Genomic DNA, 20,219 nt, shown 5'->3' on the forward strand with positions numbered 1-20,219 from the left:
ATGTCAGAACTGCGCGAACTGTACCAGGAAGTAATCCTCGATCACTACAGGCGGCCCCGCAACTACGGCGAGTTGCCGGAGGCGAACCGCGAGGCGGAGGGTCACAACCCCCTGTGCGGCGATCAGGTGACGATCTATCTGCAGCTTCAAGATGGCCTGATTCAGGACATCCACTTCGAGGGAGCCGGTTGTGCGATCTCGACAGCGAGTGCTTCGCTGATGACCGAGGCGCTCAAGGGCAAGAGCGTCGCCCAGGCGGCCCACCTTTTTGAGAACTTTCACCAACTGGTAACCAGCGACGATGCAGAGGCGCTTCCTGCCCCCGATCTGGGCAAACTGGCGGTGCTGGCCGGCGTGCGCGAATTTCCGATGCGCGTCAAGTGTGCCACCCTCGCCTGGCATACCCTCAACGCTGCCCTCAAAAATACCGGCGAGCTGGTGAGCACGGAGTAATCATGGAAAAAGACACCGAACTCAAGGAGCAGGTGATCGGGGCACTCAAGAGCGTCTACGATCCCGAAATTCCCGTCAACATCTACGATCTGGGCCTGGTCTACGACGTGGGCGTCGTCGCCGGTCACGTCGCCGTCCAGATGACTCTCACCACACCGATGTGTCCGGTCGCAGGCTCGCTGCCCGGCGAAGTCGAGACGAAACTGCAGGAGTTGCCGGGAGTGGTCTCAGCCCAGGTCGAACTGGTCTGGGAGCCCGCCTGGACGATGGACAGGATGCCTGAGGAAGCGAAGCTGCAGCTGGGACTGTTTTGAGAGCGGATTGTCTGGCTGGAGTCGGTTGAATTGAAAGGGGGGCATTTCCGCAAGCTGGGGTTAAAAAGCTGCCTGTAGCTGACAACTCGATTTTTGCGCACTGCTGTTTTCAACTATCAACGGTAAACGCCCGCTGCCGCCTTGCCGTCGAATTGCCGTCGAACCAGCGCAAAACAAATGTTAAGTTTTGTGTAGAGAGGGATTTAGAAAAGTTCCGCCTGCGGCTAAATACGTTTAGAACGACAGGCAACTGTGGTAGTACAACTGCGGCTGGCGCTGTTGGGTCCGTTTGTGGCCCAGCTCGATGGCCGGGAGATCACGGACTTCTCCTATGGGAAGGTGCGGGCACTGCTGGTCTATCTGGCAGTGGAGGCAAACCGCTCTCACCAGCGCGAGGTTCTGGCCGGATTGCTCTGGCCCCGTCAGTCGCTCGATCGGGCACGCGCCAACCTGCGCGGGGCGCTCGCGGTGCTGCGCCGGGTGCTCAACAGTCAGGCAGACCTGCCTTTTTTGTGCATCGAACACAGCACCCTCCAGTTCAACCGCCAGAGCCCCCACTATCTGGATGTGGAGGAATTTGGCCGTCTCATCGACACCGCCCTCGCTGGGCACCGCCCACAGGCAGGCCGACTGGGCGAGGAGGAGGCTGGCTGGCTGGCGCAGGCGGTGGCGCTGTATCGAGGCGAGTTTCTTGAGCAGGCAGAACTCTGCGACGGCGAGGAGTTCGAGGAGTGGGTCCAGGTGCAGCGCGAACGGTTGCACCAGAGAGTCGTTGCGGCCTGTACCGCTCTGGTCGCCCACTACGAGGCACTCGGTCACTGGGAGCAGGTGCAGCGCTTTGCCCGGCTGCAGCTGCGCAGCGAGCCCTGGAGCGAGCGGGGCCACCGCTCGTTGATGCGAGCCCTCAGCAACGGTGGGCAGCGCGCCGAGGCGCTCAAGCAGTACGAGCGCTGCCGCCGTCTGCTGGCCGAGCGCTGGGGTGCCGAACCGGAGGAAGCGACCAGGGCACTCTACGAGCAGATCCGGGCCGGTAGTGGCGCAGGTGTTTCCCTTGCCGCTGCCCCCGGACCGCCCCTGCCGGAGCCCGGCAATCTGCCGATACCGGTGGCCTCGTTTATTGGTCGTCAGCAGCAGATAGCGGAGGCCCAGGCGCTTTTGACCCGGCCCGAGGTGCGCCTGCTCACCTTCAGCGGCACCGGCGGCACCGGCAAGACGAGTCTGGCCCTGGCGGTGGCCCATAAACAGAAGGTCGTCTTCCCCGACGGCGTCTGGTTCGTCGGGCTCGCCTCGCTGCAGGACAGCAGACTGGTAGCGGACGCGATCGCCGGGGTATTGGGGATCAAGGAGGCGGCTGTCGAACCACTGCTCGATCGGCTCGCCCACTTTGTCCGCCGGCGGCAGATGCTGCTGGTACTGGACAATTTCGAGCACCTGCTCGAAGCGGCGGGCCTGATTGGCCATCTGCTCGCCCGTTGCGAGCATCTGAAGGTGCTGGTGACCAGCCGGGTGCGGCTGCACCTGTACGGCGAGTGGGAATACTTCGTGCCACCGCTTGGTCTGCCGGACTCGGGCGACGCGCTGCGGCGCAATCCGCAACGGCTCATCTCGGAGGCCGAGCAGCTTTTTATGGCCCGCGCCCAGGCAGCGGGGCATCGCTTTCAGCTCGACGAGCAAAGCGCTCAGAGTGTCGCTGCGATCTGTACGCGCCTGGACGGTCTGCCACTGGCAATCGAACTGGCGGCGGCCCAGCGCTCGTGGAGCGATCCGCGCCTGCTGCTCGGCCAGCTTGCCGATCAGTTCTCGGTTCTGGTCGATGGGCCGCTCGATCAGCCGGATCGACACCGGACGCTGCGCTGTGCGATTGAGTGGAGTTACCGGTTGCTCAGCGCCCGCGAGCAGAGGCTCTTTCGGTGCTTGAGCGTCTTTTGTGGCAGCTGGACCCTGGCGGCGGCGCGGGCCGTCTGCGGTGAGGACGAACGGACTGCCCAGGATCTGAGCGTTCTGCTCGATCACCACCTCATCCACCAGCAGAGCAGCGCGGACGGCGAGCAGTGCTTCTTGATGCTGCAGACGCTGCGCGCCTTTGCTCAGGACGAGCTGGTGCGCTGTGGCGAGGTGTCGGCCCTGCAGAACCGCCATGCCCAGTACTACCTGGCCTTTGCCGAATCTGCCCAGCAGCCTTTGATGAGCGCCGAGCAGTCGCTCTGGGTGCAGCGGCTGGCCGGGAACAATGAAAATCTGCGCGCCGCCCTGCACTGGGCAGAGCGCGCGGGCGAAGCTGAGATCCTGGCCCGGATGGCGAGGGCGCTCTACCGCTTCTGGTATGTTCGCGGTTATCTGAGCGAGGGCCGCAGCTGGCTGGAGGCGGCCCTGTTGCGCGCCGACGCTCTGCCGGTGCCTCTGCTGGCACAGGTGTTCTACGGTGCCGGTATTCTCGCCCTGCGTCAGGCCGATTTTGAGCAGGCGGCCCGCCGCTGCGAGCAGGCCCGTGTTCTCTTTGGCCAGTTGGCCGAGCCGGGAGGGCTGGCCAGGGCGGAGCTGGGTCTGGGCCTTGCGGCTTTTTTTGAAGAAGATTACAGCCGCTCCCAGTTGCACCTGGAGCGCAGCCTCGCTATCGGGCGCAACCAGGGCGGCCTCTCCGGCTCGGAGGTCACCTTTGCCCTGTTTTTTCTGGCGGCACCGCTCTCGTTTGTCGGCCAGTACGACCGGGCGCGCGCCCTGATCGAGGAGGCGCTGACCCTCAGCCGGGCTAACCAGGACAGCTTTGCTATCGCCCTCTGCCTGGGCGGGATCGCTCAGATCGAGCACCAGAGCGGGGACCATAGCCAGGCGGAGCGGTTCTACAAGGAGGCGCTGGCCCTCTACCGCTCGCTCGGAGCCCAGGACGGGGCCGTAAGCTGGATTCTTTCTGGCTGTGCCGCCCTCGCCCTCGTCCACACCCAGACCCAGCGGGCCGTCCACCTCTACGCGGCGGCGGCGGCCCTGCGCGAGGTCGTCGGCGCTTCTTTGGCCCCCGACGTGCGCAAGTTCCACGAACCGCTGATCGCCTCTGCCAGAGCGGATCTGGGGCCGCGCATCTTTCAGGCGGCCTGGACTTTGGGTTCAAGTTGGAGTTTTGAGCGCGCCTTTAGCGAAGTTCTCGATGCCGGACCTCTCGTAAGCGGGAGCCGGATCCCGCCTTAGACGGCGGCCAGCACGTCGCGCGAAGCCAGTACCTCGACGAAGGCGGCAAGCCAGCGCGGGTGGGCAGGCCAGGCCGGGGCGGTGACAAGCTGGCCGTCCACCACCGCTTCGCTTACGGCCACCTCGACGTAGTGGCCACCGGCGAGCGTCACCTCCGGCCCGCAGGCCGGGTAGGCGGTGGCACGCCTGCCTGCGAGCACACCCGCCGCTGCCAGTAGCTGCAGCCCGTGGCAGATGGCAGCGATCGGCTTATCGGCGGCAGCGAAGTGGCGGACGATTTCGATCACCCGCCCGTTCAACCGCAGGTACTCCGGGGCGCGGCCACCGGGCACCACCAGCGCGTCGTACTCCTCGGGGCGCACCGCCGCAAAGTCGGCGTTGAGGGCAAAGCGGTGGCCCGGTTTTTCGCTGTAGGTCTGATCGCCCTCGAAGTCGTGGACGGCGGTGCGCACGAACTGGCCGGTGCGCTTATCCGGGCAGACGGCGTGGACAACGTGGCCGAGCATCTGGAGCGCCTGGAAGGGCACCATCACCTCGTAGTCCTCCACAAAGTCCCCCACCAGCATCAAGATCTGTTTGTTCGCCATGCCTCTACCTCCCGCAACGCTTCGCGTCTTTTTTATCACGATTGCCGGGTAGAGTTGCGGGCTTCCCGGACGAGCCGGGCGTAGGTCTGGGCGGGCCGATCCCCCAGGTGGTCCTGGAGGAGGCGCTCACCTCCGGCGGCAAAGTCGATCGCAAAAAGGCCAAAGCGCGGCGTAAACGATCCCCACTCGTAGTTGTCGGTGAGCGACCAGTGCAGGTAGCCCACGAGCGGCACTCCCTCCGCCCGCAGGCGCATCACCTGCTCGATGTGCGCCACCAGAAACTGGCTGCGCGAGATCTGATCGGGCCTGCGGCTGGCGACGCTGTTGTCGGGCTTGCGGCGCAGGGCCATGCCGTTTTCGGCGATCAGCACCGGGCAGTTGCCCAGATCTTCTGCGTAATACTGGCAAAAAAAGTGCAGCCCCTCCGCCAGACAGCGCCAGTCCCACCATTTGCTGGTGATGCCGCTCACCAGCCAGGCGTGGGGACTGCGCGTCGTAAATTCAAAATCAGAGAACACCGGCAGGCGGAAGGTGTGGGCAAAGAACGGGTCGTAGTAGTCGGTGGCGACAAAATCGAATAGCCCCGAGCGCGGCGAGCGCTCCAGTTCTCCCAGCCAGAAATCGAGGCTGTCGCTGTTAAAGAACGGGCGGGCCAACCCGCTCGCCAGCCGGCGGGCCAGACGACCGGCCCGGTACGGCAGATCGCGCCGAAAGGGCAGTCTGGCGGCGGCGAGAGCCGTATCGAGCGCCTGGGCCTTTTCGCAAAAATATTCTGCGAGCCTGCCCGGCTTGATCTGCCGCTCCCGCAGGCTGAGCAGATCCCAGATCACCTTCTCCGACCAGTACAGGTCGCTGCAGAGGGTGTTGAGCGAGACGCGGGGAGTGGGCCAGCCCTGCGCCTCGTAGATGTCGTGAATGCAGTTGTAGGCCCGCAGGTGGGCTGCCAGCAGGTGGTTGTAGGCGCGCAGCACAGCCGCCGGTCCCCAGTGCGCTCCGGCGGGAAACTGGCGGCTCAAGTAGGTGTTGAGGGCGAGGATGTTCGGTTCGTTGACGGTGATGTACCAGCGCACCGGCGGCAGGCCGTGCTGTTCGATCAAAAGGCGGTTGATCTGCTCGACGCTGGTGCGGACGTAGGCGACAAAGCAATCGACGGTGGCCGGGTCCAACCAGGCATCGAGGCCGAGCCAGGCCGGGTGGGTAAAGTGGTGCAGCGTCACGATAGGCTCCAGACCGGCCTGGCGGCAGGCGGCCAGTCGCCTTGCGTAGGCGGCGAGAGCGGCAGGATCAAAATCCGGTGCCCGCGTTGTGCCGGTGCCCGTGCCTGGCTGGATGCGCGCCCACTCCCAGCCCAACCTGAAGGCATTGAGCCCGAGGGCGCGGCAGGTCTGAAAATCTTCTTCGTAGCGCTGCCAGAATTCGGCGGCTCGGCCCGTGCGCATCACCGTGCCGGCCCGCTCGCTTTCGGACCAGTTGTTCTGCGGCTGGCCGGGAGCGTTGTAGCCCCCCTCGCTCTGGTAGCCGGAGGTGGCCACGCCCCACAGGAAGCTACTGGCGTCACTGTGCATCGAGCACCTGGGCTTCAAGTCGAATATCGAGCATCGCGAGGATCCGCTCGGCAATCGTGAGCGCCGCCCGTGGCCTGCCGAACACCTTTGCCCGCTCGCGCATAAAGGCGAGGTGCTCCGGCTGCTCCATCAGAAACTGCACCGTCGGGGCGACCATCTCCAATAGCCGCAGCTGGATGCCGACGCCGTAGGCGGCAATCGCATCGGCGTTCCATTCTTCCTGGCCGGGGATCGGATCGATGATCACAAGCGGCGTCCCGCGCGCGATCACCTCGCTCGCGATAAGCCCGCCCGCCTTGGTAACCACCACGTCGCTGGCGGCGATCAGATCATCGACAAAATCGATCCGGCCAAGGGAGTACAGGTGCATCTGCGGGCCATCTTCGAGATTCGCCAGAGCCGCCTCAAGGGCGTGGTTGCGCCCGGCGACGACTACCAGGGTGCCCCGCAGCGGGCTTTCAAGCAGCCTCCGGACGATCGTGCGCACCCGCTGGGGCTGCAGGCCGCCGCCAAAAAGGGCGACGAGCGGCTGCTCGATGGGCAGGTTGTGCTTGAGGCGCATCTGCTGCATCGGCTTTGGTTCGCAGATCTCAAGCTTGATCGGGATGCCTGTGATGTGCAGCAGCAACGGATCGATGCCGTCTTTGATGAGCAGTTCAGCGGTCAGATCCCCGGCTAAAAAATAACCGTCCACGTCGTAGTTGATCCAGGTGCTGTGGGCAACCATGTCGGTAATCACGACGTAGTGCGGCTGGCGGAGGCCGTATTCTTTCTGGACCAGCTGCAACAACCGGCTTGGGATCTGCTGGACGCAGATGAACACGTCCGGGGATTCTTCTTTGATGAGTTGCTCGAACTTGCGAAAAAAGGGCCGCTCGATCTTGCTCAGTAGCAGCGTATTGCTCATCGATTCGCGCAGGTCGGACGTGTCGCTGCCCTCGTAGATGAGCCGGTAGAGCCGGGGCGCTTTTTCGCTCAACTGCTCGTAGGCGCGGGTGAGCGTCTCGCGCAGAATCGGACTGGCGTAGGCCAGGGCGTCCTCGACGCGCACCTCGACGTTTGGATAGCGACCGAACGCCTCACGGAGCGCCTGGGCCGCGTAGATGTGCCCCGAACCGAGCGAGGCATAAAGAATCAAGATCCGGGCCATACCAGCGATGGGGGTTGCTTCCGTGAGCATAACCTGCCCGTTCCGCTAGACTGAAGGGCATGGAACATCGCACCGCCTCGATCGTGCGCACGACGCGCGAAACCGATATCCAGATCCAGATAGATCTCGACGGCCAGGGCCAGGTTCAAGCGGCAACGGGCATTCCCTTTCTCGATCACATGCTCGGCCAGATCGCCACCCACGGTCTCATCGACCTCGACGTGAGCGCCCAGGGCGACCTGCACATCGACGATCACCACACCAACGAGGATGTGGGCATCGCCCTCGGGATGGGCCTGACCAAGGCCCTGGGCGACAAGCGCGGCATCTGCCGCTTTGGACATTTTCTTGCTCCCCTCGACGAGGCGCTGGTGCAGGTGGTGCTCGATCTTTCCGGCAGGCCGCACCTGAGCTACGGCCTTGAGATCCCGACCGAGCGCATCGGCAGCTACGAGACCCAGCTGGTGCGCGAATTTTATCAGGCGGTGGTCAACCACGGGGCGCTGACCCTGCACATTCGCCAACTGGCCGGGATCAACTCCCACCACATCGTCGAGGCGAGCTTCAAAGCTTTTGCCCGCGCCCTGCGCATGGCAATCGAAGTCGATCCCCGCCGCGCGGGCACCCTGCCCAGCAGCAAGGGAGCGCTCTAATAGGGAGCGGAGGACTTGCCCCCGCTCCCGTGGGTCTGAGCTACGGTGCGCTCACCAGAGTGTTGAGCAGCTGGTTGACGACCGGTACACCGATGCCGGTGGCCAGGTCGTAGCCGGGTCCGGCGCTGTAGGCACCGATGCTGCCACTGGTGATGTCGCGGAAGTTGCTCGTGCCCAGAAGCGGATAGACCCGGGGACCGAGCAGGCCGAGGCTGCCTTTGCCGGCGGCGGCGCGGCCCTGGTTAATGATCGCTGCGTAGCCTGCCCAGATCGGGCTGGAGAGGCTGGTACCGCCGAACTGGTAGGTCTTGCCGCCCACCACGGTGTAGGCACCGGTGTTCGGATCGGCCACCAGCGCCACGTCCGGAACGGCGCGGGCCGTACCGGAGGGCACCCCGGAACCTACCTGCCAGCTCGGACGGGTGTAGATCGTGCTGAGGCCGCCGCCGCTGCCGCTCCAGGCGGTCTCAGAGGAGATCGTGCCGTTGGTGTTGAGTCGGAGCGATGTGCCGCCCACTCCCGCCAGATTTGGATCGACGGCGAAGTACTGGGTAGCGGTGGTCGAACAGCCGTTCGCTGTCGAGCCGCTATCGCCCGAGGAGGTGAAGGTCGTCACCCCCTGGCTCGCCAGGGTCGCAAACAGCTGCGAAGCGGACTGCAGCTGGCTGGAGGGCAGAGCGCTCTCGCAGTAGCCGTAGCTGATCGTGAGCACTCTCAAGGTCGGCTGGCTGGGCAGGTCGTTGATGATCGCCTGCAGGCCGGTGCTGAAGAGGCTGATAAACGAACTGATCTGGGCCGGGATACCGACGGCGTACTGGCGAATCACCGCACCCGTGGCGGTACCGGAGGCCCACTCCGCGTCCAGGTTCGCCTCCGAGAGATAGGTGCAGTTGGTGCTGCTGATGCTGCGGGTGCAGCGCGGGTTGGGGATGTTGCTCGAAACGGCCACCTTCTCGACGTTGGCGCTGCTCTGGGGCACGCCGTTCGCCGACCAGAAGGAGGTGAGGTCGCTGTCTTTGGCAAACAGCGATCCGAGAATCGCGATCTTCTGGCCTGCGCCGTTGTAGGCGAGGTTGTTGGCGCTGTAGGCGGTGAGCAGATCGTTGGTGCTGTAGGGCGGTTTGAAGGGCGAAGTCGGGCTGTTGGGAATGGGCGTGCCGTCGCTAATCAGGGGCACCAGCCACTCGTTGGCCGGCTGCAGGCCGCTGAAGCTCAGCACAAAGCGCTCGAAACCGGCGGGCAGGCTGGGGGCGGTGCGCGTCGAGATAAACGGCTGGCCTCTAAACTGAATGCGCACAAAATCGACGCCGAGGGCGCTGCGCACCTGGGCAACGCTGCCGCGCACCTCCAGGGTCAGCCGGTTGTTGTAGGTGCGCTCGACGGTCAGTCCCTGGGAGCGCACCCAGTCGGTGAGCGTCCTGTAGTCGGCGGCAAGCGGATAGTATTTCGCCTCCAGCTCCGCCGGTGCAATCACTTCTCCAGCTGCAATTCGCCTCTCCAGTCCGGCAAAATCGCGCATCTTGAGGGCCAGTTGAAACTTGACGCCCGCCTGGGCATCGGCTGCGCCAAGGACACGGGCCTCGCTCACCAGCGGCTTGAAACTGTTGCTGAAGACCGTGCGCGACGGTGCAGCCTGGGCGCTCTGGGCGGTGAGAACAATTGCGGATGCCAGCAATACTGGAACGCCGGGGGCGAACAACCGCTTCAAAGTATACATACTCAGCTCTCCCTGTGGATAGGAATTGGCCAGGACAGGTACAGACCAACCGAGAAAATTCTATCGGTCGGCGACAATTTGTCAGGGCGACTATGAAAAATCTGGCGAGGAACTACACCACTGTATAGATAAACACAAGTACGGAAGGGTACTCCGTACAAAAGCATACAGGTGCAGGGTCCCCTTACGGGGGCGGGGCGGAGGCAGATTGAATAATTTTGACTACGACAGCCGGTCAAAGTTCTCGTCGGCCCTTTTGGCTACGATGGCGATGCACCGATGCCGCCTTTTATGTCGCAACTGCCAGAACACCGTCCAAACCGCCTTTCCCTGGGTCCGCTCGAAACAGAAATCCTCCAGCTTCTTTGGGATCACGGCTCGATGAGCGTCAAAGACATCCACGAGAAATTGTTAAGCGATCCTGACAGAGAGCTGGCCTACGCTTCGGTCACGACCGTTCTGCGCCGGTTGGTTCAAAAAGGCTGGCTTGCCTGCAACAGCAGCCAGCGCGCCTTTTGTTTCACCGCCTTGATTGGCCGCGACGCAGCGCGTGCCCTTGCTGCCCACAGCCACCTGCAGGCGTTTCTGGCGGTGAGCACGCCCGAAGTTGCCGCTGCCTTTGCCGATAGCCTCGATCAGGCGAGCGTCGAACAACTCGATGCGATTGCCCGCCGCATTCGTTCGGTGCGCGAGGCGAGGGGCGAGCTGTGATCCACCCGGCCCTGCTGCTGCTTGCGATCTTGATTGGCTGGTCGCTGCGCGCCCGGCCCCGCCCCGCCAGCGACTGGTCCGGGCGGTGGCAGAGTGCCCTTGCCCGGTTTTTGACGCCTTTTGGACTGCTGCTGACCAGTGCGCTCACCCTCGTCTGGATGGGCACGCCGGGAGCAGCCGCCTGGCAGTGGCAGGGACAGCTGGCTTACGGCGCAGCCGGACTGTGGCTGGGTTTTGCCCTGCTCTGCGGGCTGGTTCACACCTGGCGGTGCGCCCGGACGATCGAGCTTATCTGCCACCTGCCAGTAGCGACGATTGCCGGTGAGCGCGGCAGGCTGATCGACGCGCCGGGACTCTATATCGCCCAGGTCGGATTCTGGCGGCCCCAGCTGGTCTTCAGCCGGGGGCTCAGCGAGTGCCTGAGAGGTGATCAGCTCGCAGCCGTCCTCGCCCACGAGCAGGCCCACTGCCACTACCGCGATCCGTTCTGGTTCTTCTGGCTGGGGTGGGTGCGCCGGGCGACGTTCTTCTATCCCGGCACCGAAGCCCTCTGGCAGGAGCTGCTCCTCCTGCGCGAGTTGCGCGCCGACCGCCGGGCGGCCCTCCATGTCGATAGCCTGTCTCTCGCTGAGACCCTGCTCCTTCTGGCCCGCTCCGCCAGTGCCCCGGCAGAACCTGCTTTTGCCGCAACCATGTATTCTGCCGGTGCGCGCCTGGGCGAACGGGTCGATGCACTGCTGGCCGCTCCCCAGCCGCCGTCGTTGCCCCTGTGCCCCCTCAGCTGGGCCGGCTGGCTCTTATTGGGCCTGCTGCCCCTCGCCACCTGGCCGCTGCATACCCTGGCCATCCACGGCCTCTGTCCTTGAACTGTTGAAAATAGAATCAATAAGAAAAATCAGGCCAGCATGAGACGTTAGGAGAGAACAACCGGCGGCCTGACTCGTGGACAGCGAGATTGCTGCGCCTTCCACTGCAATTAGTTTATAGCTATTGATAATCACTGTCAATTAATTGTTACCCGCTAAAACCGATAGACGAGCCTGGGATTTGGAGGGCACGTTGGTTAAGATAAAGGGCGTGCGTCGAGGGATTGTGCCGTGTTGAGCACCGATTTTGCCCAGGCTGACAAGCAAGCGCCGAGCGAGACAGAATTGCTCCGCTGGGTGGGGAACACGCCGCTTCTGCGCCTTGAGCGCATCGGAGCGGATCTGCCCAAGAGCGTCGAAATTTACGGCAAGGCAGAATGGTTCAATCCGGGCGGGTCGGTCAAAGATCGTCCCGCCCTCAACATGCTTCTTGAGGGCGAGCGCAGCGGCAGGTTGAGCGCCGGTAAGACCATCCTCGATGCGACCTCGGGCAACACCGGCATCGCCTACGCCTGGATCGCCGCCCGCAAAGGCTACAAGGTCAAACTCGCCCTGCCCCTCAACGCCAGCCACGAGCGCAAGCGCATCCTCAAAGCCTACGGCGTCGAGCTGATTCTCACCGATCCGACCCTCGGCTCCGACGGAGCGATCCAGGAGGCGCGGCGGCTTTTTGCCGCATCGCCGGAGGCGTACTTTTATCCGGATCAATACAGCAACGACGCCAACTGGCAGGCCCACTATCTCACCACGGGCGTCGAGATTTACCAGCAGACCGCCGGACGGGTGACCCACTTCGTCGCCGGTCTTGGTACCTCGGGCACCTGCATGGGCGTGGGCCGCCGCCTGCGGGAGTACGACCCGGCCATCGAGGTGATCGCCATGCAGCCCGACTCGCCCTTTCACGGCCTCGAAGGGCTCAAGCACATGGAGACGGCGATCGTGCCTGCGATCTACGACGACCGCCTGCCCGATCGCCAGATCGCTGTCTCCACCGAGCAGGCCCAGCGCATGGTCAAGCGCCTCGCCCGCGAGGAAGGGCTGCTTGTGGGCATCTCCGCCGGGGCAAACGTCGTGGCTGCCCTGCAGGTAGCCCGAGCGATCGACAGCGGTGTGATCGTCACTATCCTCTGCGACGGTGCTGACAAGTATCTTTCTGAGCGCTTCTGGGACGACCCGGCGCTATGATGAGCGTCCGATGACCCACCGGCAGCAAAAAAGTTGAATAATTGGTGTGGTAAATGGCCGACCCCGGACGGTGCCGGGTTCTAGGCTGGTGGTGGGCAGAGAGACAAAAAGATTATGCGCGTCCTGGTGACAGGCATTGGTGGACAGGATGGTTTTTATCTGGCGCAGCAAATGTTGCACCAGGGCCACGATGTCACAGGCATTTTGCGCACGCGGGCCGTGCCACTGGCTTTGAGCGAACTGCAGACTCACAGCAGCCAGTTGCAACTGCTCACAGGCGATGTCACCGACCGCGATTTTTTGCGCTCGGCGATCGTTGCGAGCGCGCCCGATCAGATCTACAACCTGGCCGCCCAGAGCCATGTCGGTGAGAGCTTCACCTCTCCAGTGCCCACCTTTGAGGTCAACACCCTCGCCCCGCTCTACCTGCTGGAGCTGATTCGCCAGATCGATCCCCACATTCGCTTTTTTCAAGCCTGCTCCGCCGAAGTCTTCGGTGAAAACCCACCGGCTCCCCAGACCGAGACGACGCCCTTTGCCCCCGCCAGTCCCTACGCCGTCTCCAAAGCCAGCGCCTTCTGGCTGGTCGAAAGCTACCGGCGCTCCTACGGTCTTTTTGCCTGCAGCGCCATTCTCTACAACCACGAATCGCCCCTCAGAGACGAGAGCTTTCTTTCGGGCAAGGTCGTTCACGCTATCGCCCGCATCCTGCAGGGCAGGCAGCAGACCCTCGCTCTGGGGAACCTCGATGTCCAGCGCGACTGGGGCTTTGCCGGCGATTATGTCGAAGCGATGGCCCTGATGCTCGAGCAGGAGCAACCGACCGACTACGTGATCGCCTCGGGCCAGACCTACAGCGTCGGTGAATTCGTCGAGGCCGCCTTCGGATACGTCGGCCTCGATTGGCGGCAGTACGTCGTCGTCGATGCAAAGCTCCTGCGGCCCGCCGATGCCCAGCTTCTAAGGGGCGACGCCGGGCGCGCCCGCAGGCAACTGGGCTGGCAGCCGCGCCTCGACTTTCAGATGCTCGTCGAGTTGATGGTAGACGCAGCGATCAAGCAATCGAAGCAGACGGCCCTCAGCGCTGCCCTCGGCGAGAGCTAGCCCCGAGCTGCCCGTGCCACACTAGGCATATGGCCGTCTCGATCCACCACCTGCGCCGCCTCAAAGAGCGCGCCCAGCCGATCGTCGCCCTCACCGCCTTCGAGTACGCGACGGCGCGCCTGCTCGATCAAAGCGGCGTCGATCTGCTGCTGGTGGGCGACTCGCTCGCGATGGTCGCCCTCGGTTATCCAAGCACCGTGCCGGTGAGCGTTGAAGAACTGCTGCACCACTGCCGCGTCGTGCGCCGGGGCGTCGAGCACGCCCTGCTGGTGGCAGACCTGCCCTTCGGCTCCTACGAGCAGAGCCCCGCGCAGGCATTTGCCACCGCCAGCCGCTTTTTAAAAGAAGCCGGTGCCCAGGCGGTCAAGCTCGAAGGGGGCTACAGGCGCATGGTCGAGACGGTGGCCTTTTTGGTCGAAAGCGGCGTTCCGGTCCTCGCCCATATCGGCCTCACCCCCCAGGCGGTTCACCAGTTGGGCGGCTACCGAATCCAGGGCAAATCGGAGCAGGAGGCAGCCCGGCTGAGCGAGCAGGCGTTTGCGCTGGAGGCCGCCGGTGCCTTTGCAATCGTCCTCGAACACATCCCCGCCCCCCTCGCCGCCGACATCACCCGCAACCTCACGATCCCCACGATCGGCATCGGTGCCGGTCCCGGCTGCGACGGTCAGGTGCTGGTCACCCACGATCTATTGGGCCTGAGCGAAAAGCCGCCCGCCTTTGCCAAACCCTACGTCGATCTGGCGGCGTTGATTCGCGAAGCGGCGACTCGCTACGCCGAGGATGTGCGCGATCGCCGCTTTCCGTTGTAAGGACCGTCTGCCGGAAGAGAGATCTTATATGCGCCAGTAGAAGGCAGAACAGCGAGGCCGGATATACCCAGGGGTGGAAGCAAAGCATTGCTTACTGTGGGAGCATTTGGAACATATATCTATAGTTCGACAAATAGCGATGCCTGCTGCCCTGACTACTGCTCAATCTCGCGATCAGCGGCCTGCCCAGAGAGAGCCTTTTTATCTGGGGGCCGTTCCGGCGCTGTTGCGGGAGGCGATTGCCGGTTGGTCCGAGGACAAGGTGCCCAGACTCTCGGCAGCCCTCGCCTACTACACGTTTTTTTCCCTCGCCCCGCTGCTGGTAGTGGTCATCGCCGTGGCCGGTGCCTTCTTTGGTCCCGAGGCGATACGCGGCCAGCTCGACAACCAGCTTACCGGTCTTATCGGTCCAGACAGCGCGGGTGCGGTTCAAGAACTGGTGCGTCGCGGTTACCAGCCCGCCTCCGGCATCGTCGCCTCGGTGATCGCTGTTGCGACGATTCTGTTCGGTGTGTCCGGCCTTTTTTCTGAATTGCAGGATGCCCTCAATACGATCTGGGGCGTGAAACCCAGGCCGGACCGCAGCTGGAAGGACGTACTCAAGGAGCGCTTCGTTTCTTTTTCGATCGTCTTTGTGATTGCGCTTGCATTGCTCGCGTCGCTCATCGTCAGCGCAGTGATCTCGGCGGTGACCGGGGTGGTCGGAGCGGTGCTGCCCCTGCCGGATTTTGCCTTCCGTTTGATCGACACGGCGGTGTCGCTGGGCCTCACCACCTTAATGTTCGCTGCTATCTACAAGATCCTGCCCGATGTAAAGCTCGCCTGGAAGGACGTTCTGGTCGCCGCCGGGATCACCTCGGTCCTGTTTGTGATCGGCAAGGCGCTCATCAGTCTCTATCTGGGCTACAGCACGATCACCTCGGCCTACGGGGCGGCAGGTTCGCTGGTGGTGATTCTCGTCTGGGTGTTCTACAGCGTCCAGGTGATGTTCTTTGGCGCTGAGGTTGCCAAGGTCTATACCCGCAAGCACGGTTCGGGGATCGTCCCGGCGCGCAACGCGATGCTGATTGCAGACAGCAACCCCCAGCCTGCCGACACACCAGCGCCTGCTCCACCACAGCAACAAAATAGCGAGCCGTCGCCACCGAAGCCCCCTGGAGCGATCAAGCGCACCGCTGCCTTTATGCTGAGCTTTCTGGTGCTGGCCCGTCGATTGCGTTCCTGAGGAGCACCTGCTTCAAAAAAGCGTAAGCACCAGCGGTTGCTCGGGCCGCAGGTAGGCAGCCGTCTGGGGAGGCAACTGGTCGGGCCGGGACAGATCGCACAGCGAGCGGTAGCCGCAGCGGCGGCAGTGGCCACCTGGCTCCGGCTCCCAATCGCTGCCGCTGACAAGCTGACTCACCAGCCGCCGGGCTATCTCCAGAGCGTACTGCTGGTGGGCTGGCTGGACCTCGAAGGTCAACTTCTCGCCGCTCAGCAAGTAGTAATGGCTCACCGAGCGCAGGCTGTGGCCGTAGAGAGCCCGCAGGCCCAGGATGTAGCACGACAGCTGCAAATCCGCCTCCAGCTGGCTTAAAGAGCGCACCTGCCGGGCTGTCTTAAATTCGACCAGATCGAGTTGGGCGGCACCCTGGCGGTCCGGCTCACCCCATACAAGCAGGTCGTAGCGCGACTCGAAGTGGACATCGACCCGTTCGAGCACCAGGCTGTGGCGAATGCGGCCCTCACTGGCAAAGGGCCGGGGAGGCTCAGGCGAGGCGGCCACTTCCTGCAGATAATACATCCGCAGCGCCTGCCAGCCACTCTGGCGCTCCGCCTCGTCGAGTTCTACCGCTTCTTGGCCCCAGATACGCTCCAGCTGGCCTATAGTGCGGTCCCCCCGCCGTTCGAGCCAGGCGCGCCAGAAGCGGTTGAGAGCAGCGTGCAGCAGGATACCCAGTTTTTGCCGCCGACCACCGCCTCCCGGTTCCGGATAGTGGTAGCGGTACTTCCAGGCGTAGGAGCGGGGGCAGGTGGCGTAGCGGACCAGGCGCGAAGCCGAGAGCAGCACGGACATAGCAAAAGTGCCTCGCAGCACAGGATAACCGTACCAAACACTATATATGGTCTGGCTGCTCCCGTCAGTGCGCAGGCGTCCACTGCTGGTGGGGGGTTCCGCTTTGGCAGCACCAAAAACAGCTCTTGCCGAAGTCTCAACCGATCGGCAATAATGCAAGACTGTGCCTTTATGCACGAGTGATTTTCTCGACCCGCAACCATGGCCAAAAAAGTTACCGCCAAAATCAAACTGGCTCTGCCCGCCGGCAAGGCCAACCCGGCACCGCCCGTCGGTCCTGCCCTCGGTCAGCACGGCGTCAATATCATGATGTTCTGCAAAGAATACAATGCCCGCACCGCCGATCAAGTCGGTACGGTCATCCCGGTCGAGATCACGGTCTTCGAAGATCGTAGCTTTACGTTTGTGCTCAAGACCCCACCGGCGTCGGTGCTGCTTACCAAGGCCGCCGGTGTCGAAAAGGGGTCCGGCAAGCCCAACCAGCTCAAAGCCGGTTCGATTACCAACGCCCAGCTCCGGCAGATTGCCGAGCAAAAGCTGCCCGACCTCAACGCCAACGATGTCGAGGCGGCGATGCGGATCATCGCCGGTACCGCCCGCAACATGGGCATCGCGATCGCCGATTGATCACACACCGGGGCAGGGACATTTTCCCGCCACGACCCCACGGAGGACACCATGGCCAAGATTTCTAAGCGGCTTACTGCCCTGCGCGAGCAGGTAGACCGCCAGACGCTCTACACGCCCCAGCGGGCGATCGAAATGGCGATCGAGCTTGCCACCGCCAAGTTCGACGAGACGATCGAGACTCACATCCGGCTGGGCATCAACCCCAAGTACGCCGATCAGCAGGTGCGCGCCACGGTCGTGCTGCCGCGCGGCACCGGCAAGTCGATCCGGATTGCTGTACTGGCCAAGGGCGAAAAAGTGCGCGAGGCCGACAGCGCCGGGGCAGACATCTCCGGTTCAGAAGAATTGATCGAGCGGATCCAGGGCGGTTTCATGGACTTCGATCTGATGATCGCCACCCCCGACATCATGCCCCAGGTCGCCCGCCTCGGTAAGCTCCTGGGTCCGCGCGGCCTGATGCCCTCACCCAAAGGCGGTACGGTGACGATGGACCTCGCCGGAGCGATCCGCGAATTTAAGGCCGGTAAACTCGAATTTCGCGCCGACCGCACCGGCATCGTCCACATTCCCTTCGGCAAAAAGAGCTTTACCCCCGAAGCGCTGCTCGACAACCTCAAGGCGGTGCAGGAGGCGATCGACCGCGCCAAGCCCTCCGGGGCCAAAGGCCGCTACTGGCGCACCTTCCACATCAAATCGACGATGGGACCGGCGATCGAGATCGACGTCAACATCCTGCGCGACCTCAAGCTGGAGGCAGCCGCCTAGCGATCGAGCCTGTTCAAAAATTGCATCCGCGACCGAAGACAGCAGGGGCCAGTGGCTTAATCATCCTGCCGAGGTGCGCAAACCGGCAGACTGCTCCTGTAGCTCACCTGCCCTTTGCCCAGCCTCGCTTCAAAAAGCGGGGCTTTTGATTTGTTGACCCTTAAGGAGGTGAGAACGAATGGGAAAAAGACCAGCAAAAGAATTCGTCGTAGGCGAGATCAAAGAGTTGCTCGATCGCAGCAACGTCGTGATCGTCATGGACTACCGGGGATTGAGCGTAGCTGAGATCACCGATTTTCGGCGCAAGCTCCGTCCACTCGGCAGTTCCTGCGTTGTCGCCAAAAACACCCTGATGAACGTGGCGCTGCGCGAGTCGCGCTTCGAGCAACTGGAGAAATTGCTCAAAGGCCCGTCCGCCTTTATCTTTGCCGAAGAAAAGCTCAGGGACATCCTCAAGCTCTACGAGGGCTTCCAGCGCGACACCAAAAAGACCGACCTGCGCGGCGGAGTAGCAGAGGGGCTGCTCTTCGAGGATCTGCAGCAGCTCAAGCAATTCTCGGAGCTGCCGACCAAGGAGGAACTGATGGGCCAGGTGGCCGGGGCGATCCTCTCGCTGCCGACCAAGATCGCCGTCGGCGTCAAGGAGATTCCCTCGGGCCTGGCGCGCGCCATCGCCGCCATCGAAAAGCAAAAACAAGAGCAGAGCGCTGCTTGAATGTCCTGCCCCAACTGTATTGCAAGGAGATAAACGATCATGGCAAGTGCAAAAGTCGAACAGATTATCGAGCAGCTCAAGGAACTGAGCTTGCTCGAAGCGGCTGAACTGGTCAAGGGCATCGAAGAAGCCTTTGGCGTCTCCGCCGCTGCTCCGGTGGGCGTCGTCGCCGGTCCAGCCGTAGCGGGTCCGGCTCCTGAAGCCGCCGCTCCCGTCGAGGAGCAGACCGAGTTTACGGTCATCCTCGACGAGGTGCCCGCCGACAAAAAGATCGCCATCCTCAAGGTGGCCCGCGAGATCACGGGCCTTGGCCTCAAAGAAGCCAAGGATCTGGTCGAGGCGGCCCCCAAGCCGGTCAAAGAAGGCGTCAACAAGGACGACGCCGCTGCGATCAAAAAGAAGCTCGAAGAGGCGGGAGCCAAGGCGAGCATCAAATAGCGACAAGCCCCAGACCGCACTCTCTGGCTATGGAATTCCAGCCGCCGGGGAGTGCGGTTCGCTTTTGCTATGGTGGGAGAATCCATGCGGCTGGGCGGGGGAGAAGACTTTGGACGTGCAAATTGGGCGGGGCAAGACGGTTCGTCGCGCTTACGGAATCGATGAAATTGCTCTGGTGCCGGGGCGGCGCACCCTCGATCCGGATCTGGCGGATACGCGCTGGCAGATAGGCGGCATCACCCGCGAGATTCCGATCATCGCCTCGGCGATGGATGGCGTCGTCGATGTCAAGATGGCGGTGGCGCTCTCCAACCTCGGCGCTCTCGGGGTGATCAACCTGCAGGGCGTCCAGACCCGCTACGAAGATCCCGACGCCGTGCTCGATCGCATCGCTTCGGTGGGCAAAGACGCATTCGTGGGCCTGATGCAGGAACTGTACGCCGAACCGGTCAAGCCCGCCTTAATCCGCCGCCGCATCGAGGAGATCAAAGCGCAGGGCGGCATCGCCTGCGCCTCCGCTACGCCGCAGGTGGCCGAAGAGTACGGCCAGATCGCAGCGGCTGCAGGCTGCGATCTGTTTTTTGTGCAGGCGACGGTGGTTTCGACCGCCCATCTGGCGAGCTACCCCAGCCTCGATCTGGCCAGATTCTGTGCAGAGCTGCCCATCCCGGTCGTCCTCGGCAACGTCGTCACCTACGAAGTCGCCCTCGATCTGATGCAGGCCGGAGCAGCGGCGGTTCTGGTGGGCATCGGTCCCGGCGCTGCCTGTACCAGCCGGGGCGTGCTGGGGGTGGGCATTCCCCAGGCGACGGCGGTAGCCGACTGTGCCGCTGCCCGCGACGATTACTTTGCCCAGACGGGCCGCTACGTGCCGGTGATCGCCGACGGTGGGCTTGTGACCGGCGGTGACATCTGCAAGTGCATCGCCTGCGGCGCGGACGGGGTGATGATTGGTTCCCCCTTCGCCCGCGCCGCCGAAGCGCCTGGCCGGGGCTTTCACTGGGGGATGGCCACTCCGAGTCCAGTATTGCCGCGCGGCACCCGGATCAAGGTCGGCACCACCGGCACCCTCGCCGAAATTCTGCGCGGTCCAGCCCGGCTCGACGACGGCACCCACAACCTGCTCGGAGCGCTCAAGACCTCGATGGGCACTCTCGGAGCCAAAGACCTCAAGGAGATGCAGCAGGTAGAAGTCGTGATCGCCCCCTCGCTGCTCACAGAGGGTAAAGTTTATCAAAAGGCCCAGCAACTGGGCATGGGTAAATAGTCTTTTTCCGAATCGCTCAACCTTTCGGCTGCTACGATCGGCGGGCACGGC

The 20,219-nt window shown here is 63.3% G+C and carries 20 protein-coding genes and 1 other annotated feature; of the genes, 15 read left to right on the top strand and 5 right to left on the bottom strand.

Annotated elements, in window-relative coordinates; all coding sequences use genetic code 11:
• The 3 genes from sufU to GKIL_RS22570 all read left to right on the top strand — a co-directional run bounded on the left by sufU (position 1) and on the right by GKIL_RS22570 (position 3,950).
• Positions 1 to 453, top strand: coding sequence for a Fe-S cluster assembly sulfur transfer protein SufU (gene sufU / locus GKIL_RS09395; RefSeq protein ID WP_023173304.1), 453 nt, complete (start codon positions 1 to 3; stop codon positions 451 to 453).
• A 2-nt stretch (positions 454 to 455) separates the two neighbouring features.
• A complete protein-coding gene (locus tag GKIL_RS09400; RefSeq protein WP_023173305.1) occupies positions 456 to 767 on the top strand; it encodes an SUF system Fe-S cluster assembly protein in 312 nt (103 codons plus the stop codon).
• Between the two features lie 252 nt (positions 768 to 1,019).
• A complete protein-coding gene (locus GKIL_RS22570; RefSeq protein WP_023173306.1) occupies positions 1,020 to 3,950 on the top strand; it encodes an AfsR/SARP family transcriptional regulator in 2,931 nt (976 codons plus the stop codon).
• Here GKIL_RS22570 and GKIL_RS09410 read toward each other — a convergent pair.
• The 3 genes from GKIL_RS09410 to GKIL_RS09420 are packed head-to-tail and all read right to left on the bottom strand — an operon-like array spanning position 3,947 to position 7,282.
• Positions 3,947 to 4,537 (bottom strand): DJ-1/PfpI family protein, encoded by a 591-nt coding sequence (locus tag GKIL_RS09410; protein ID WP_023173307.1) that lies wholly within the window; start codon positions 4,535 to 4,537, stop codon positions 3,947 to 3,949. The genes GKIL_RS22570 and GKIL_RS09410 overlap by 4 nt on opposite strands.
• 35 nt (positions 4,538 to 4,572) lie before the next feature.
• Entirely contained in the window at positions 4,573 to 6,102 is a 1,530-nt protein-coding gene (locus GKIL_RS09415; RefSeq protein ID WP_023173308.1) for a family 1 glycosylhydrolase, read from the bottom strand.
• Positions 6,092 to 7,282, bottom strand: a complete 1,191-nt coding sequence (locus tag GKIL_RS09420; protein ID WP_023173309.1) for an MGDG synthase family glycosyltransferase — start codon at positions 7,280 to 7,282, stop codon at positions 6,092 to 6,094. Before GKIL_RS09420 ends, GKIL_RS09415 begins: the two co-directional genes overlap by 11 nt.
• 29 nt (positions 7,283 to 7,311) lie before the next feature.
• On the opposite strand from GKIL_RS09420, the gene hisB reads away from it, so the two are divergent.
• Positions 7,312 to 7,905, top strand: a complete 594-nt coding sequence (hisB, locus tag GKIL_RS09425; protein ID WP_023173310.1) for an imidazoleglycerol-phosphate dehydratase HisB — start codon at positions 7,312 to 7,314, stop codon at positions 7,903 to 7,905.
• 40 nt (positions 7,906 to 7,945) lie between these two features.
• Here the strand turns inward: hisB and GKIL_RS22575 are convergent, their stop codons facing one another.
• Entirely contained in the window at positions 7,946 to 9,622 is a 1,677-nt protein-coding gene (locus tag GKIL_RS22575) for a S53 family peptidase (protein ID WP_023173311.1), read from the bottom strand.
• A gap of 291 nt (positions 9,623 to 9,913) precedes the next feature.
• On the opposite strand from GKIL_RS22575, the gene GKIL_RS09435 reads away from it, so the two are divergent.
• The 6 genes from GKIL_RS09435 (at position 9,914) to GKIL_RS09460 (ending at position 15,522) form a co-directional block, all read left to right on the top strand.
• Positions 9,914 to 10,333: a BlaI/MecI/CopY family transcriptional regulator gene (locus GKIL_RS09435; protein WP_023173312.1), complete on the top strand. Its 420-nt coding sequence runs from the start codon at positions 9,914 to 9,916 to the stop codon at positions 10,331 to 10,333.
• Positions 10,330 to 11,199, top strand: a complete 870-nt coding sequence (locus tag GKIL_RS09440; RefSeq protein WP_023173313.1) for a M56 family metallopeptidase — start codon at positions 10,330 to 10,332, stop codon at positions 11,197 to 11,199. Before GKIL_RS09435 ends, GKIL_RS09440 begins: the two co-directional genes overlap by 4 nt.
• Positions 11,200 to 11,430: 231 nt before the next feature.
• Positions 11,431 to 12,384, top strand: a complete 954-nt coding sequence (locus GKIL_RS09445; protein WP_023173314.1) for a PLP-dependent cysteine synthase family protein — start codon at positions 11,431 to 11,433, stop codon at positions 12,382 to 12,384.
• A gap of 114 nt (positions 12,385 to 12,498) precedes the next feature.
• Positions 12,499 to 13,488 (top strand): GDP-mannose 4,6-dehydratase, encoded by a 990-nt coding sequence (locus GKIL_RS09450; RefSeq protein ID WP_023173315.1) that lies wholly within the window; start codon positions 12,499 to 12,501, stop codon positions 13,486 to 13,488.
• 29 nt (positions 13,489 to 13,517) lie between these two features.
• Complete coding sequence (panB, locus tag GKIL_RS09455) at positions 13,518 to 14,297, top strand: 3-methyl-2-oxobutanoate hydroxymethyltransferase (protein ID WP_023173316.1); 780 nt, start codon at positions 13,518 to 13,520, stop codon at positions 14,295 to 14,297.
• Between the two features lie 139 nt (positions 14,298 to 14,436).
• Entirely contained in the window at positions 14,437 to 15,522 is a 1,086-nt protein-coding gene (locus GKIL_RS09460) for a YihY/virulence factor BrkB family protein (RefSeq protein ID WP_023173317.1), read from the top strand.
• A 12-nt stretch (positions 15,523 to 15,534) separates the two neighbouring features.
• Here GKIL_RS09460 and GKIL_RS09465 read toward each other — a convergent pair whose 3' ends face one another.
• Positions 15,535 to 16,353: a RecB family exonuclease gene (locus GKIL_RS09465; protein ID WP_023173318.1), complete on the bottom strand. Its 819-nt coding sequence runs from the start codon at positions 16,351 to 16,353 to the stop codon at positions 15,535 to 15,537.
• A 201-nt stretch (positions 16,354 to 16,554) separates the two neighbouring features.
• Here GKIL_RS09465 and rplK point away from each other — a divergent pair, with 201 nt between their 5' ends.
• From rplK to GKIL_RS09490, 5 genes are all read left to right on the top strand, one after another.
• Entirely contained in the window at positions 16,555 to 16,980 is a 426-nt protein-coding gene (gene rplK, locus GKIL_RS09470; protein WP_023173319.1) for a 50S ribosomal protein L11, read from the top strand.
• 51 nt (positions 16,981 to 17,031) lie between these two features.
• Positions 17,032 to 17,748 (top strand): 50S ribosomal protein L1, encoded by a 717-nt coding sequence (rplA, locus tag GKIL_RS09475; protein WP_023173320.1) that lies wholly within the window; start codon positions 17,032 to 17,034, stop codon positions 17,746 to 17,748.
• Positions 17,749 to 17,762: 14 nt separating this feature from the next.
• Positions 17,763 to 17,906, top strand: a sequence feature (ribosomal protein L10 leader region).
• A 20-nt stretch (positions 17,907 to 17,926) separates the two neighbouring features.
• Positions 17,927 to 18,463 carry a 50S ribosomal protein L10 gene (gene rplJ / locus GKIL_RS09480; RefSeq protein WP_023173321.1) on the top strand — a complete coding sequence of 179 codons (537 nt, stop codon included), beginning with the start codon at positions 17,927 to 17,929 and terminating at the stop codon, positions 18,461 to 18,463.
• A gap of 39 nt (positions 18,464 to 18,502) precedes the next feature.
• Complete coding sequence (rplL, locus tag GKIL_RS09485; protein WP_023173322.1) at positions 18,503 to 18,901, top strand: 50S ribosomal protein L7/L12; 399 nt, start codon at positions 18,503 to 18,505, stop codon at positions 18,899 to 18,901.
• A 109-nt stretch (positions 18,902 to 19,010) separates the two neighbouring features.
• Entirely contained in the window at positions 19,011 to 20,168 is a 1,158-nt protein-coding gene (locus tag GKIL_RS09490; RefSeq protein ID WP_041243851.1) for a GuaB3 family IMP dehydrogenase-related protein, read from the top strand.
• Positions 20,169 to 20,219 lie beyond the last annotated feature (51 nt).

Origin of the sequence: Gloeobacter kilaueensis JS1, assembly GCF_000484535.1 — a bacterium.
Lineage (GTDB): Bacteria > Cyanobacteriota > Cyanobacteriia > Gloeobacterales > Gloeobacteraceae > Gloeobacter > Gloeobacter kilaueensis.